General features: G+C 33.5%; 13 protein-coding genes. 10 read left to right on the top strand and 3 right to left on the bottom strand.

Annotation, left to right across the window (positions count from 1 at the left end):
* The first annotated feature begins 210 nt into the window (after positions 1–210).
* From EV145_RS09885 to EV145_RS09875, 3 genes are all read left to right on the top strand, one after another.
* Positions 211–1,083: an AraC family transcriptional regulator gene (locus EV145_RS09885; RefSeq protein ID WP_133525052.1), complete on the top strand. Its 873-nt coding sequence runs from the start codon at positions 211–213 to the stop codon at positions 1,081–1,083.
* 169 nt (positions 1,084–1,252) lie between these two features.
* Entirely contained in the window at positions 1,253–2,122 is an 870-nt protein-coding gene (locus tag EV145_RS09880) for an alpha/beta hydrolase (RefSeq protein ID WP_133525051.1), read from the top strand.
* A gap of 85 nt (positions 2,123–2,207) precedes the next feature.
* Positions 2,208–2,717: a hypothetical protein gene (locus EV145_RS09875; protein ID WP_133525050.1), complete on the top strand. Its 510-nt coding sequence runs from the start codon at positions 2,208–2,210 to the stop codon at positions 2,715–2,717.
* 59 nt (positions 2,718–2,776) lie between these two features.
* On the opposite strand, the gene EV145_RS09870 is transcribed toward EV145_RS09875, so the two are convergent.
* The 3 genes from EV145_RS09870 to EV145_RS09860 form a co-directional block, all read right to left on the bottom strand.
* Positions 2,777–4,162, bottom strand: a complete 1,386-nt coding sequence (locus EV145_RS09870) for a T9SS type A sorting domain-containing protein (protein ID WP_243739242.1) — start codon at positions 4,160–4,162, stop codon at positions 2,777–2,779.
* A 401-nt stretch (positions 4,163–4,563) separates the two neighbouring features.
* Complete coding sequence (locus tag EV145_RS09865) at positions 4,564–5,535, bottom strand: TerC family protein (RefSeq protein ID WP_133525048.1); 972 nt, start codon at positions 5,533–5,535, stop codon at positions 4,564–4,566.
* Between the two features lie 174 nt (positions 5,536–5,709).
* A complete protein-coding gene (locus EV145_RS09860; RefSeq protein ID WP_133525047.1) occupies positions 5,710–6,726 on the bottom strand; it encodes a glutamine synthetase beta-grasp domain-containing protein in 1,017 nt (338 codons plus the stop codon).
* Positions 6,727–7,153: 427 nt separating this feature from the next.
* Here EV145_RS09860 and EV145_RS09855 point away from each other — a divergent pair, with 427 nt between their 5' ends.
* From EV145_RS09855 to EV145_RS09825, 7 genes are all read left to right on the top strand, one after another.
* Positions 7,154–9,343 (top strand): glutamine synthetase III, encoded by a 2,190-nt coding sequence (locus EV145_RS09855; protein ID WP_133525046.1) that lies wholly within the window; start codon positions 7,154–7,156, stop codon positions 9,341–9,343.
* Between the two features lie 424 nt (positions 9,344–9,767).
* Entirely contained in the window at positions 9,768–10,355 is a 588-nt protein-coding gene (locus tag EV145_RS09850) for a hypothetical protein (protein ID WP_166638435.1), read from the top strand.
* Positions 10,356–10,419: 64 nt separating this feature from the next.
* Complete coding sequence (locus tag EV145_RS09845; RefSeq protein ID WP_133525044.1) at positions 10,420–10,905, top strand: hypothetical protein; 486 nt, start codon at positions 10,420–10,422, stop codon at positions 10,903–10,905.
* Between the two features lie 4 nt (positions 10,906–10,909).
* Positions 10,910–11,644: a CsgE family curli-type amyloid fiber assembly protein gene (locus EV145_RS09840; RefSeq protein WP_133525043.1), complete on the top strand. Its 735-nt coding sequence runs from the start codon at positions 10,910–10,912 to the stop codon at positions 11,642–11,644.
* A 72-nt stretch (positions 11,645–11,716) separates the two neighbouring features.
* A complete protein-coding gene (locus tag EV145_RS09835; RefSeq protein WP_133525042.1) occupies positions 11,717–12,181 on the top strand; it encodes a curli assembly protein CsgF in 465 nt (154 codons plus the stop codon).
* Positions 12,182–12,234: 53 nt separating this feature from the next.
* The gene (locus EV145_RS09830; protein WP_133525041.1) at positions 12,235–13,611 is read left to right on the top strand and encodes a CsgG/HfaB family protein; all 1,377 of its coding nucleotides are present in this window, start codon (positions 12,235–12,237) and stop codon (positions 13,609–13,611) included.
* Between the two features lie 73 nt (positions 13,612–13,684).
* A complete protein-coding gene (locus EV145_RS09825) occupies positions 13,685–15,187 on the top strand; it encodes a carboxypeptidase-like regulatory domain-containing protein (protein WP_243739241.1) in 1,503 nt (500 codons plus the stop codon).
* Positions 15,188–15,321 lie beyond the last annotated feature (134 nt).

Below are 15,321 nucleotides of genomic sequence, written 5' to 3'. Positions count from 1 at the left end.
ATAAAAAAGTGGTTTTAAATATGATATTTTGAAAAAATCATGGATAAAAAAATCAGACCCTAAAAAAAAGGCTATTTTGGTATAAAATCAACAACGCTATTTTGTTTGTTTTCGTGAATAATTCTCATTTACGAAACCGTTATAGGTTAAAATTTGAATTATTTTAGGTGTTTTTGTTAAATTTGCTATTATTTTTTAAAGATATATATCATGAAAACAGTCGCCCCAGCTCTGGAAGTGATATCAAACTCATACGGAAGTTCTTTTACCTACACTAAACATGCCGAAAAGACCAACAGTAAAGCCCATTTATGGCATTATCATCCAGAAATTGAGTTGGTTTATATTAATGGAGGTGCGGGAAAAAGACAAATAGGAAGCCATGTTTCTTATTACACAAATGGAGATTTGATATTAATAGGTGCAAATTTGCCGCATTGTGGTTTTACAAATGAACAAACGGGAAATAAAAAAGAAACCGTTATTCATATTAAACCTGAATTTTTAGGTAATGATTTTTTTGTTGCTCCCGAAATGAAAAGGGTGCAAAATATTCTTAGTCAGTCAAAAGCCGGAATTGCTTTTAACGGAGAGACTAAAAAACAGATTGGCAAAAAAATCGAAATGATGGAGCATCAGGTTCCTTTTGAGCGCTTGCTGACACTTTTGAGTATTTTAGATGAATTAGAGTCATCTGAAGAATATACAGTTTTAAACGCTGACGGATTTTCGTTAGAGTTGCAGACACAGGACAGTGATCGTATGAATGTGGTTTTTAATTATGTTAAAGATCATTTTCAGGAATCGATTGCTATTGACGAGATTTCAAATCTGGTTAGTATGACGACGCCTTCGTTTTGCCGTTATTTCAAAAAGATTTCAAATAAAACGTTTACCGAATTTGTAAATGAATATCGTTTGGTTCACGCTTCGAAGCTTTTAGCCGAAAAACAAATCAGTATTAATGAAGTTTGCTACGAAAGCGGCTTTAATAATTTCAGCCATTTTAGCAAATCTTTCAAACAATATACAGGTAAAAGCGCATCGCAATATCGTTTGGAACACAAGATTATAATTAGTTAGTACTTTTTATATTGCTGGTAGCATAATTTTTAGCCATGTCTTCAAGAATTGATAAAATTCGTGAATTCGTGGCTATTTCTTTTTTGCAGAAAAGCAGTCGGATTTTTCATATATTTTATTTTGAAAAAGGTATATTTACATTCCCTAATCAGAAAAAAAATATATTAAAATGAAGAAATTTAAAATGCTGTTGTCTGTGTTTTTGCTTTGCGCGACTACTATGACATACGCAGCAAAAGTTGACACTTTGCAAGTTGCTAGTACCGCTATGGGCAAAACTTACAAAGCGGCTGTAGTTTTACCAAATTCTTATGCTAAAAGCAAATCGGCTTTTCCGGTTATGTATCTTTTACATGGTGCTTACGGACATTTTAGCGACTGGTTAAAAAATACGCCAAACAAAAAATTAGTTCAAACTTTGTCAGATCAGTACAATATGATTATTGTGATGCCCGAGGGTGAAGTGTTTAGTTTTTATCTCGACAGTCCAGTGAATAAAGAAAGTCAGTTTGAAACCTTTATAACTCAGGAAGTAATTCAGAAAGTAGACAAAACTTACCGAACCATTAGTAATAAAAACGGAAGAGTGATTACCGGACTTTCAATGGGAGGTCACGGTGCCTTGTATCTTTCAGCAAAACATCCCGATTTATTTTGTGCAGCCGGAAGTATGAGCGGTGCAGTAGATATGAGTACAATGCTGAATAGAGATTCGGCGGCTCAAGTTGTAAAATTAATGCAGCCGGTTTTTGGCGATAAAAGTGGCAGTACAGAAATGTACGAGCAATACGCCGTTATGAATATGCTGGATAAAATAAAAGCAAATAAATTACCGTTGATTATAGATTGCGGTGTTGATGATTTTTTAATTGAACCAAACAGAGAATTGCACCGAAGATTGGTTTACAACAAAGTTGAACACGATTATACTGAACGTCCTGGCGCTCATACTTGGGATTATTGGGAAAATTCACTACCTTACCATATATTATTTTTCAACAAAATCCTTCTTAAAAATCAGGTTGTTGCAAAAAAATAATTAAAAATTTTATTCTGAAACCCGTTTAACAAAATTTTTGGTTTGGTTTTTGGAATGCTTTTATAAACTTTAAAAAACAAATATTATGAAAAAGATACTTACCTTATTTGCCCTTGTTGGATTAATCGTGTTTTCAAGCTGTGAAGGACCTGAAGGGCCTCCGGGACCAGTATATGAGTCGGAAGTTTTTGAAGTTGGGCCAGATTTCACTGCTGCAAATGGTTATTCAGTTACTTATCCTTTGGATCCTGTGATGCTTTCGGGAGATAATATTCTAGTTTATGAATTGGTTAGTTCAAATGGCGTTGATACTTGGGCACTATTGCCTCAGGTTTATTATTTTAATAATGGTCTTGAGAGTGCTCAGTATAATTATACTTTTAGCTATAATCAATTTAGAATTTTTATTAAAGGTAGTTTAAGTGACTATTCACAGTTGCCAAGTAGCTTTAGATTGGGAAAAACTTTTAGAGTTGTAATTATCATAGGTAACGATGGAATAAATGCCAAAAAAGCAAAAGTTGATTATTCAGATTATAAAGCTGTAATCGCAAGATATAATATTGATGATAGTAATATTAAAAAGTTAGACTAAATTATTCCATAGAAAAAAAGGAAATCGTAAGATTTCCTTTTTTTTATGATTTGAAAATTTTATTGTTTTATGAATGTTCTTTGATTAAATCCTAATGAATTGTTTTCAATGCTAATAAAGTAAGTTCCTAATGGTAAATTTGACACATCAATACTTATAAGATTAGGTGCTATTAATGAGTAATTTGAGTTCATTTTGACACCCATAATATTTGAAATTACTAGTGCTGTATCGGTCATATTTGAAGTGCTTTCGATATTAAGAACAGAGCTAGTCGGGTTTGGGTATATTTTTAGATAAGGATCATTTTTACTGCCTGTTAATGAAGTCTGATTACTGTAACTAGATACTATTTCGTTTACCCATTTACTATTAATAGTATGATAATATTGATAATTAATTTTTGCAATTCTCCTGTAGTTGTAAGAGGTTTCAAAGCTGTTTCCTGAGCCTCTACCGTTATTAATTACTGTAAGAGGTTGTGAAGGGAGATAATCTTTAGATGTTGCTCCAGCGATGTCAGACCAAGCGGTTGGAGTTCTTTGAATGTTTTGAACTTGCCATTGGTAAATTATCGAATTTATTTTAAAATTATTACCTGGGATATTTGTACTTTCAAAAATAGGAGTTGATCCAGTAATTATTTGCGGTTTTTCATATTCAGTAAGAGAATTTATTTTTAAAATTTGATCGCAACATATGGTATTTTCGTATCTCACAGCTCTAATTAGAACCTTAATAGGTTCACTTACGCTACTTAGGTTTTGATAAACAGCAACTCTTCTTATTAGATAATATACATCTTCAGAATTTAAGTTTTCGGAGGGGTCATAAAAATCTAAATTTGATAAATTTTCATTTGGAATTGTAATCCATGTTTTATATCCCCCAAGAGCAGAGCTTGTTTTTGTATATTCCCATTTATATCCCTCCGCATTTACAATATTATCTGTTCTTTGATTAGTATGAAAGGGATCTTCTAAAATGTTTAAATTAATTTTTGCTGTATATCCCGTAATATTCAATTTTTTGATACTTGATAATTCTATAAAACCTTCTGAATTTATTGGTTCTGTTGCGGTGATTATATTACTTAATACTGGTGAGGGTACAACTTTAATTGTTACTGAATTACTTTTATTAGGGAAAGTGCCTCCGTAGTTATAGCCTAAAGCACGAGTTATAGTAATGTTTTTTAGTTCTGCTATGTAATCTAATTCTAAAGTTTTTGTTTGATTATTTACATTTAATATGTCGCCACCAGAAATTGACCATTGACTATTAATACCATAAGGCTCGTTTTTGTAAGGGTTAAGATAGTTAGAACCAGTTATAGGTGCTGGTTTTTCCCCTACTCTGACGGTTTGGTCACAACATACTGTGTTTGGTATGTTTGTTGGCTTTGGTGCATCAGCAGGAGGATTTAAAGTTGTGCCTGATGTCATCGTTGCGTTTTTTACCACAGCAACGCTTGAGCTGTTGTAAGATGTACCACTTTTGTATTCAGCATAAATATAGCCACCAGAAGTTGGGAAATCTGTCCAATTTAAGTTGATAACAAAATCTTTAATGGCAACTTTTCCACCTCCAAAATAGAGTGAGCCTCCATCGCCACCAATGGCAACACTTCCACCTAGCGCTAAGCCTTTGGAAAGATAAATTTTTATTGTACCATTATCTCCAACCGCAACATTAGCTGGAATTTCTACTTTGACCCCTAGTGAAATTGTTGAATAAGGAATAGATGCTAAATTTATTGGACCGGAGCTATAATTTGTTCCATTTACGACTGTAGGTGTTAATGTAACTTTTTGACCAAAAAGTATGATTGTATGTTTTATAAAAATTACTGCTCAGTAGAATCTGAATCAGTCAATAATTTTTCTTTTCCAAATTTAAGAGAAACCAATATTCCCACTAAAAGTGACAAGGCTATAAATCCTAAAGAAGCCCATTCTGGTACGTGAATCCAATCGTGTAAAAGCATTTTTAATCCCACAAAAGCTAAAATTGCTACTAAACTGTATTCCAAATAACTGAATTTTGTCAGCATATTTGCCAAAAAGAAATACATAGAACGCAATCCTAAAATGGCAAAAATATTTGAACTAAATACTAAAAACGGATCTGAAGTAATCGCCAGAATCGCCGGAACACTGTCAACGGCAAATAAAACATCCATTACTTCAATTACAATTAAAGCAACGAAAAGTGGAGTAGCAGCTTTTTTTCCTTTTTCGGTTAAGATGAAAAACTTCTCATGCTCCATGTGAGAAGTTATCGGAATAACTTTTCCTAATAGTTTATATATAAAAGAATCTTTTGGGTGGAAATCTTCATCTTCGCCAGAAAATAGCATTTTTAGAGCGGTAAAAATCAAGAAAGCGCCAAACAAATAAGTTGTCCAAGTGAATTGATTGATCAACATAACGCCGAAGAAAATCATTAAGCCTCTGAAGACAATCGCGCCCAAAATTCCCCAGAACAAAACACGATGCTGGTATTTTTGCGGAATTTTGAATGAGGCGAAGATAATTGCAATTACAAAAATATTGTCAACGCTAAGCGAAAGTTCTATTAAATAACCCGTAATGAACTTCATCGCCGCCGCTGAAGGAAGCAGTTTGTCAGGATTGGCAATATAGTCTGTAGTGTACAGCCAATAAATTACTCCCGAAAACAAGAAGGATAAAGTAACCCAAATCAATGTCCATTTACTGGCTTCTTTGGTGCTTATAATATGTGGCGTTTTATTGAAAACTCCTAAATCTAAGGCAAGAATTAAAACAACAGCTATTAAAAATAAAGTCCAGACCATTGTGATGAATTTTATAGTGACTTACAAAGATAAGTTTTTTAAAAATTAAATTCTTCCCAAATTTCTGATATCAAAGGTTTTTAATGCTGAAATAGTTTGATTGAATTAAAAAAAATAAAAAAAAAGTGCCAGCAATTAAGCAGGCACTTTTTAGAATATAATTTAAGCTTTGAATTAGATTGCTGATTTAACAGTTTTGATAATTCTAGCAGCAATTTTGTATGGATCTCCGTTTGAAGCTGGTCTTCTGTCTTCTAACCAACCTTTCCATCCTTTTTGAACAGTCATTAAAGGAATTCTGATTGAACATCCTCTGTCTGAAACTCCATAAGAGAAATCGTGGATAGAAGCAGTTTCGTGTTTACCAGTTAAACGTTGGTCATTGTAAGCTCCGTAAACTGCGATATGCTCAGCAGTAACAGGACGGAAAGCCTCACAAATTCTTTCGTAAGTAGCTTGGTCTCCACACGTTCTTAAAACTTCGTTAGAGAAGTTAGCGTGCATTCCAGAACCATTCCAGTCAGTATCTCCTAGAGGTTTTGGGTGGTATTCAATATAGTAACCATATTTCTCAGTCAAACGGTCTAATAAGTAACGAGCAACCCAAATTTCGTCTCCAGCTTTTTTAGCACCTTTAGCGAATAATTGGAATTCCCATTGTCCGCAAGCAACCTCTTGGTTAATACCTTCAAAGTTGATTCCAGCAGCGATACATAAATCAGCATGTTCTTCTACTAATTTTCTTCCGTGAGTGTTTTTTCCACCTACAGAACAGTAGTACATACCTTGTGGAGCAGGATAACCTCCAACAGGGAAACCTAATGGCAATAAAGTTTTAGTATCCATGATGAAATATTCTTGTTCGAAACCAAACCAGAAATCATCATTATCATCATCAATAGTAGCTCTACCGTTAGAAGGGTGTGGTGTTCCGTCAGCATACATAACTTCAGACATTACTAAATATCCGTTGATACGAGTTGGATCTGGATAGATTGCAACAGGAACTAACAAACAGTCAGATGAACCACCTTCAGCTTGTTTTGTTGACGAACCATCAAATGACCAATTTCCAAGTTCTTCTAATGTTCCTTTGAAATTTTCGTGTTCTTCAACTTTAGTTTTACTTCTAAGATTTTGAGTTGGTTCGTATCCATCTAACCAAATGTACTCTAACTTAATTTTAGCCATAATAATATAAATTTATTTTTTTTGTTTTTTCGCTGGGTCAAATATAGATTTATTTTTTTACTCCTAAAAATTAGGGGGCTATTTTGTTTTACGGAGTATAATTTTTTAGAGAAGCATAATTTTCGCAGGGGTATATTTTTAAAAAAGCAATTTTTAACCACTATAAAAAATAAATTCGTAATAATTAAGCACTATTTTTGATTTTTTGGGTTAAGGAATTATGAAAAAATGTTTATTTAATGGGGATTATTGCTGTTTTTTGTTACATTTCTTGAATGTCTTTATTTATTCTCTGAAAAAAGCATGATCTGTTGAGAAATTGTAGTTCAAAAATCTGGAACTTATATTCTAAACAGGCACTTTTATTGTTTATATTTGTTCCTCATTTTTCAATGAAAATTATTACGAATTCTTAAAATTAATATACATGTCAACATTACGTTTTCAAGCTTTAAAAGAAGCTTCTACTAGAAAGCCAGTACACTTTGAAGAAATGGATAGAAAATCAAATCTTTTTGGTTCAAATGTGTTTAATGAAAAAGCAATGAAGCAGTACTTAACTTCGGATGCTTTAAAAGGAGTGAGAGATGCAATTCAGCATGGAACTAAAATAGAAAGAAAACTGGCAGATTATATTGCCATGGGTATGAAAGAATGGGCTTTGGCCAAAGGCGTAACACATTATACACACTGGTTTCAACCTTTAACAGGAACTACTGCAGAAAAGCATGATGCTTTTTTTGAAGTATCGTATGACGGTAGTGATCCTGTAGAGAAATTTGGTGGTGCGCAATTGGTGCAGCAGGAGCCAGATGCATCAAGTTTTCCAAACGGAGGAATCAGAAACACATTTGAAGCAAGAGGTTATACAGCTTGGGATCCTACATCTCCAGCATTTATATATGGTACAACTTTATGTATCCCAACCGTTTTTATTGCCTATACCGGTGAAGCTTTAGATAATAAAATACCTTTATTAAGAGCACTATCTGCAATTGATGAAGCGGCAACAGAAGTTTGTAAATATTTTGATAAAAACGTAAAAAAAGTAACTGCAACTTTAGGATGGGAGCAGGAATATTTCTTGATCGATAAAGCGTTGGCAAATTCTCGCCCTGATTTAATGATGACAGGAAGAACCTTATTAGGACATACGTCTGCAAAAGGACAGCAGTTAGATGATCATTATTTTGGATCAATTCCAACTCGCGCTCTTACTTATATGAGAGATTTAGAGCAGGAATGTATGTTGTTGGGAATTCCGGTAAAAACGCGTCATAATGAAGTCGCTCCAAATCAGTTTGAGCTGGCACCAATTTTTGAAGAAACCAATTTAGCGGTTGATCACAACTCTTTATTAATGGATGTAATGCAAAGAGTGGCAGAACGTCATGACTTTAAAGTGCTGTTTCACGAAAAGCCTTTTAAAGGAGTAAACGGTTCTGGAAAACACAATAACTGGTCGTTGGCTACAGATACAGGAGTTAACTTATTGAGTCCGAGTAAAACACCAATGAGTAATTTACAGTTTTTGACTTTCTTTATTAATACAATAAAAGCGGTTAACGATTACGAAACTCTATTAAGAGCTTCTATTGCAACTGCAAGTAATGATCACAGGTTAGGAGCAAATGAAGCACCACCTGCAATCATTTCTGTTTTTATTGGAGCGCAATTAACTAAAGTTTTGTCTGAATTGGAAAGTGTTACTACAGGTAAATTATCTCCAGAAGAAAAAACAGATCTTAAATTGAATGTTGTCGGAAAAATTCCAGACGTTCTTTTAGATAATACAGACAGAAACAGAACATCGCCTTTTGCCTTTACAGGAAATAAATTCGAGTTTAGAGCAGTTGGTTCAAACGCAAACTGTTCGAATGCCATGACAACGCTTAATGCCATTGTTGCAAAACAGTTAAAGGATTTTAAAAATGAAGTAGAGAATCTTATCGATTCGAAAGACATGAAAAAAGATGATGCTATTTTTAATGTTTTAAGAGAATACATCAAACAATCAAAAAAGATTCTTTTTGAAGGTGACGGATACAGCGAAGCATGGGAAAAAGAAGCAGCGAAAAGAGGTTTAAGTAATTTTAAAACAACTCCAGAAGCCATTAAAGCTAAAGTTTCAAAACAAGCTTTGGATTTATTTGAAGAATTGGGAATCTTTAATCACGTCGAAGCAGAAGCACGCTACGAAATTGAATTAGAAGAATATACCAAGAAAATCCAGATTGAAGGAAGGGTTTTAGGAGATATTGCTAGAAATCATGTTATTCCGACAGCAATTCGCTATCAGAATACTTTAATTGAAAATGTCAAAGGCTTAAAAGAAATCTTTGGAAAAGAATTTGAAACGATTGCAAAAGAGCAAATTACTTTAATTAAAGAAATCTCAGGTCATATTGAAGGAATCAATTCTAAAGTATTGGCGATGACAAATGAAAGAAAGAAAGCTAATCAATTGACTGATGCTCAAAAAATGGCAGAGGCTTATTGCAATAAAGTAAAACCTTATTTTGAAGATATTAGAAATCACTGCGATAAATTAGAATTATTAGTAGATGATGAAAACTGGACATTAACAAAATACAGAGAATTGCTGTTTACGAAATAACGTTTACCAAACATTTAGTTAAAGCCTGTCTTAAAAAAGACAGGCTTTTTTTGTGAATATGTTAAAATAAGTGCTTTTATAACTTTTTTTTAACGTCTGTTTAGCTGTAAATGTAAATAAATTTAAAGAAATAAGTATTTTCTTACTAAGTAAAAAATCAAAAACGGCAGTTCATCGAGATAGTTTCACAGTTCATCGAAAACACGTTAAGTTCTTGTAAAATACGTATTTATACCTGTTTTGATTTTCGATAAGTTTCCTAATTTTGAAAAAGAAATCAAGAAATAAGTGCAATTTTAAGCCTTAATTTTATTTCTAACCCACCCAAATTTCGCATCCCCAAATTACAACCTGCATAATAATTTGTATTAATAACCAATTAAATATATTTATTATGAAAAAAGTAATTCTAAGCATCTCCGCGATGCTATTTGTAGGTGTCGCAATTGCGCAAAACACTAGTAATGTAGACCAAACAGGTTTATTAAATGGGGCATTAGTTGTTCAAGTTGGATCAAATGATTCAGATGTTAACCAAGATGGTATTTTAAATTCTGCAACTGTTCTTCAAATCGGTGTTGATAATACATCAACTATTGATCAATTAGGTATTGCAAACTCTGCTTCAGTTACACAAATCGGATTTGGAAATACTTCTGATATTGACCAAGGTCCACTATTAGGAAATAGTGCTACAGTTTTCCAATTTGGAATTGGCAATGATGCTGATCTAACACAAATCGGATTCTTTAATAGCTCTAGTGCAACTCAAGTAGGTTGGGGCAACGATGCTACAGCTTATCAATTTGGATGGGGCAACGAATCTGAAACTAATCAAGAAGGATTATTCAATTCAGCTACAACAATTCAACTTGGAATTGGAAACTCTTCTAGTATTGATCAATACGGAGTTGCTAACTATGCTTTGACAGCACAATTAGGATGGGGAAATGTTAGTACTGTTACTCAAGCTGGGTTCTTAAATGGCAGCGTAGTACTACAGGCAAACTAAAAAAAACCAAGAAAAGGAAGAACTAGATATATCAGTTCTTCCTTTTTTTATTATTTAAAATATTATGAAAGGTATTGTAATAATCATTTTGTTTCTAAGTATTGGAAATATGTTCTCGCAATCTATTGACGGGAATGTAAATGATTATGTTTTGGCCTTTAATGAAACAAACAGCCGCAATCAAAACCAGAATACAAATCAATATATTATAAGTCATAATATAGTCAAAATTGCACAAATTGGAAATTACAATCAAGCCAATTTAACCATCATCAGTAATAATGCTAATGTAACTGCACAGCAAACTGGTAACAATAACTACATGAATGTCTACAAAAAAGCAGACGAAGTAAACCAATCCTACATACAGTCAGGCAACAACAATTATATAAGTGATGTTTCATTATACTCTCGGGGAGCTGAACAAATGAAAGTCAATCAAGAAGGCAATAATTTAACGATTTTTAGTACTGGATCAAATTCGATATCAAGAGATATGATCATTAATCAGTCTGGAAATTCTGGAATAATTTACGTATTCAATCGATAAGATTATGAAAAGGTATTTAAACATAATTGTTGCAGTTTTTTTACTATTTTTTTCTGAAAATGGATTTTCGCAGGCCGTTTACAAAGAGGTAAAAGCGAAAATAGAAGTTAAGGAAATAGAAAATATGTTGTTCATAACCGGAACTGTAGAAAATTTAAAATCAGAGTTTAAGAATATTTCATATAAACTAAGTGTATTCAAGAAAAACAAATCAAATTCAAACAAATCAACAAATGCTCAAGACGGAAGAGCAACATTAGAACCTCTTCAAAGAATAGAATTGTCCAAAACGCAGGTAAATTATACCAAACAGGATGAAGTAATTGTAATGTTGTTGATTTATGATGAGAGCAATGCCATAATAGGCAAAGACCGAATTGTTTTTAATGAAGAAACAGAATCAGACGAAGGAAAATCTGTTCCTGTTGATGGTATCGAAATGGTTGGAATTGTGGCCAATGATACCAAAACAAAATTAGGAAATGATTTTTATGATATGTTTTATGCGCAATATTCTAAACTAAAAGTTCATACTATTAAAATTGTAACCGTTCAGGAAGAATTGACTTTTGGACGCACAACAAAAATTACAATATTAGTTGACAGTGATATTATAGAGGAGTTTATTTCACGTCCTGAAGAAGATTTTTTAAAATACATGGCAGAGTCAGCCGCTTCAAAATTATTCAAGTATTTTAAAAATCAGGAAAAGCAAAATAAAATGATTACTCAATATTAAAAATTATAATTGAGAGTCTTTTTTCGATAAAGAGTTTACTATTTAATGTTCAAAATATAAAAAAGTATCTATATGAAAACTATAGCGTTACTCGTTTGCTTATTTGGTTTTGCTACTGTATCAATAGCACAAAACTTAGCGTATAAACCGGCAAATCCAAATTTTGGAGGAGAGACTTTCAATTATCCTTGGCTCTTAAGCTCAGCTCAGGCTCAAAATGATTATAAGGAAGATAATTCCAATGCTTATAAGCAACAGACTGATTTGGAGCGTTTCAAAAGCAATTTAAACAATCAATTGCTGAACAAACTTTCAAATTCCTTATTTGATAATCAATTTGGAACCAGCACTGGAGGTACTGGAACTGGTACGGGAACAGGAACCGGTACAGGAACTGGTACAGGTCAGCTTTCTCCGGGCACTTATGTATTTGGAACTTTATCAATTGATATTTACCGTTCTAATTTAGGATTAGTGGTCGATGTACTTGATACAGATACTGGCGAGCAGACACAAGTAATTTTGCCAGGCCAATAAGATTATAATTTAGAGACAGTTAGGTTCATGTAGTATTGTAAATAATTAAGATTATGAATAAAAGTCCCCTTTTTCTATTTTTATTAATTTGCCTATTCTCAGGATGTGGAGCATATTTTAATCAGCCCACTGGGGTACAGAAAGCGGTTTATGGAGAAAATACTCCCGCAACTGCTAAATTGGTAGACATGCCAAAACCAAAAGAACAGGTAGTTGTAGGTGTATATAAATTTAAAGACCAGACGGGTCAATATAAACCTACCGAATTAGGGAGCACCTTTAGTACCGCTGTTACACAAGGAGCAACATCAATTTTGATTAAAGCACTTCAGGATTCAAAATGGTTTATACCTATTGAACGTGAAAATCTAGGAAACCTTTTGAATGAGCGAAATATTATTCGTTCAACGCGTCAGGAATATGCATCAAAAACAGAACCGAATGAGGCAGTCTTGACACCTCTTTTGTTTGCAGGAGTTCTGCTCGAAGGAGGAATTATTTCTTATGACACCAATATTATTACAGGTGGTTTTGGAGCTAGGTATTTTGGAGCTGGAGGCTCAACACAATATAGACAAGACCGCGTTACCGTTTATTTGAGATTAGTTTCTACTTCAAACGGAAAAATTTTAAATACCGTTTACGTTTCTAAAACTATTTTATCGCAAAGTATTGACGCAAGTTTATTTAGATATGTTAATTTAAACCGACTTCTGGAAGTTGAAACTGGTTTTACTCGAAACGAACCAATTCAGATGGCCGTTACAGAAGCAATTGAAAAAGCGGTTGAAGGTCTTATCGTAGATGGAATCAAAGATAAGCTTTGGGAAGTAAATGCACCACAAAAGCAAATAGACGATTTTGTTGCCGAATACGATAAAGAAAAAAGCGATGCCGATTTAGCACAGTTATATGACAGAAATTTAAGCGAAAACAGACGAGCACGATTTGGAATTGAAGTTGTAGGAGGAACAACCCTAATGCAAGGCGATTACCCAAATCCGAAACCTATGCCCATGATAAGAGGAGCATTGAAGTTCTTTTTCTCGCCAACATTTAACCTTAGTGCTTCATCAAATGCTTTTCAGGTAGCAAATAAAAATTATATGGATTATGGTTATCTGTCTTTAGATTTAAATGTAGAATGCATCGTATTGCCCCGGGACGTATTTACTCCTTTTGTTTTTGCTGGAACAGGATTCGAATTCGATCATCATCGTGAAAACTTTCATGCCAAAGTTCAGGCTGGAGCAGGAGTCGAATATCTTGTATCACCACATGTTGGACTCAAATTATACGGCGAATTTAATGCCGCCTTCAGTGATAATGTCGATCATAAGATAGCCGGAGTCCGGGACGATTATTTCTACCGGTTTGGTTTTGGAATGACATATTATTTTCCTAAAAACCTCAATTACAAGAAAAAATAAGCAGCTTTTAATCTTTAATAACTAATGATTAAAGGATTTAGTTCAATATAAGTTTAATAAAATTCAGTCTCAAATGAAAATAGGATTAAAAATTTTAGCGTGCTTTATTCTTTTAATTTCTTGTAGTGAAGAACAACTTGACGTAGCAGGAACGGGATCTATAAAAGGAAGAGTTGTTGATGTTCGAACCTACAAAGGAATCGAAAATGCCCGTGTGTCTTCAAACCCCACAACAAGCACTGTTTATACGGATAAAGATGGATACTTTAAAATTGATAAAGTAACGTCGGGTAAATATGCTTTTCAGGCTCAAAAAGATGGTTTTATAGCCAGATTTGTGCCCGCTACAATTGAAAAAGATATTGAAATAGAACTTATTTTTGAGTTAGAAGTGTCAACTGCTACGAATAAACCGCCAGAAGTTCCGGTACTTACGGCTCCTGCAGATAATGCTGTTGGTCAGGCGTTAAGTTTAAATTTAACTTGGACTGCAAAAGATCCAGAAGGAGATCCGCTTACTTACACAGTGACCGTGAAAAACGGAACTACTGATGAAGTCAAAACCTATTCTGATCTTAAAACTACAACTTTAGCTATTAAAGATTTAAGTTTTAGTACCAAATATTATTGGCAGGTAACTGTGGATGACGGAATTAATAAGCCTATAAATAGTGTAACAAATTCGTTTACAACATTGGCTTTCCCAAATCCGAGATACATGTATGTTAAGAAAATAAAAAATAACAATGTGATTTTTACAGCAGATGATGCCGGAAATGAAGTTCAATTGTCTTCTGCTGAAGTCAATAGCTACAGACCACGAAAAAATTTAAGCATCAACAGAATTGCCTATATCAGTTCTGATGGATCTTTAAATCAAATTTTCAGTATGAATCCAGATGGTACAGATGTCAAAAAAATAACAAATTTTGTCCCTATAGCCGGCTTTAATATGGATAATGTTAGTTATGCATGGAGCACAAACGGAAAACAGATTATTTATCCAAATTTTGACAAACTCTATCGTATTGATTCTGATGGATCAGGATTAGTACAGCTGTTTAAAACGCCAAATGGCAAATTTATTTCAGAATGTGAATGGAGCCGCGACGGAAGTCAGATTATCTTAAAAGTAAATGATGTTTCAGGATACAGCGTCGAAATTTATGCAATAGACTTGAGTGGAAATGTTTTATATACAGTGCTTTCTGGCGTGACCGGAGGAGCAAGCGGAATAGATATTTCTATTGACAATAGGAGAGTTGTATATACCCGAGATGTCTCCGGATTTGAAAATGCAACTTACAGACGATTAGATTCCCGAATATTTATTTACACTGTGGCAACAAATACATCTGCAGAATTAGATACTCAAAAGGAAAATGGTTTTAACGATTTAGACGTTAAGTTTTCACCAAATGAAGCAAAGGTGATTTTTGTCAACACTTCTAATGATGGTTTATCAGCCAAGAATATTCAGACCGCAAATACAACTGTTACTACAGGAACTGGCGGTACGACAACTAGCTCAAGAACTACATTATTTGAAAATGCATCAATGCCAGATTGGAAATAAGAGAGAATAGTATAGTTTTCAAAACAATTAAGTGTAAAAAAATCGGCAGTTTAATAATTACTGTCGATTTTTTTTGTGAATCAAACATCCGAATCAATCAAAGAATTAAAAAAAGGGATTATCTTTGCACCACA

This window comes from Flavobacterium sp. 245 (genome assembly GCF_004362055.1).
Taxonomy (GTDB): Bacteria; Bacteroidota; Bacteroidia; order Flavobacteriales; family Flavobacteriaceae; genus Flavobacterium.
Note: the sequence above shows the minus strand (reverse complement) of the source record. Positions and strands in the feature narration are given on the sequence as shown.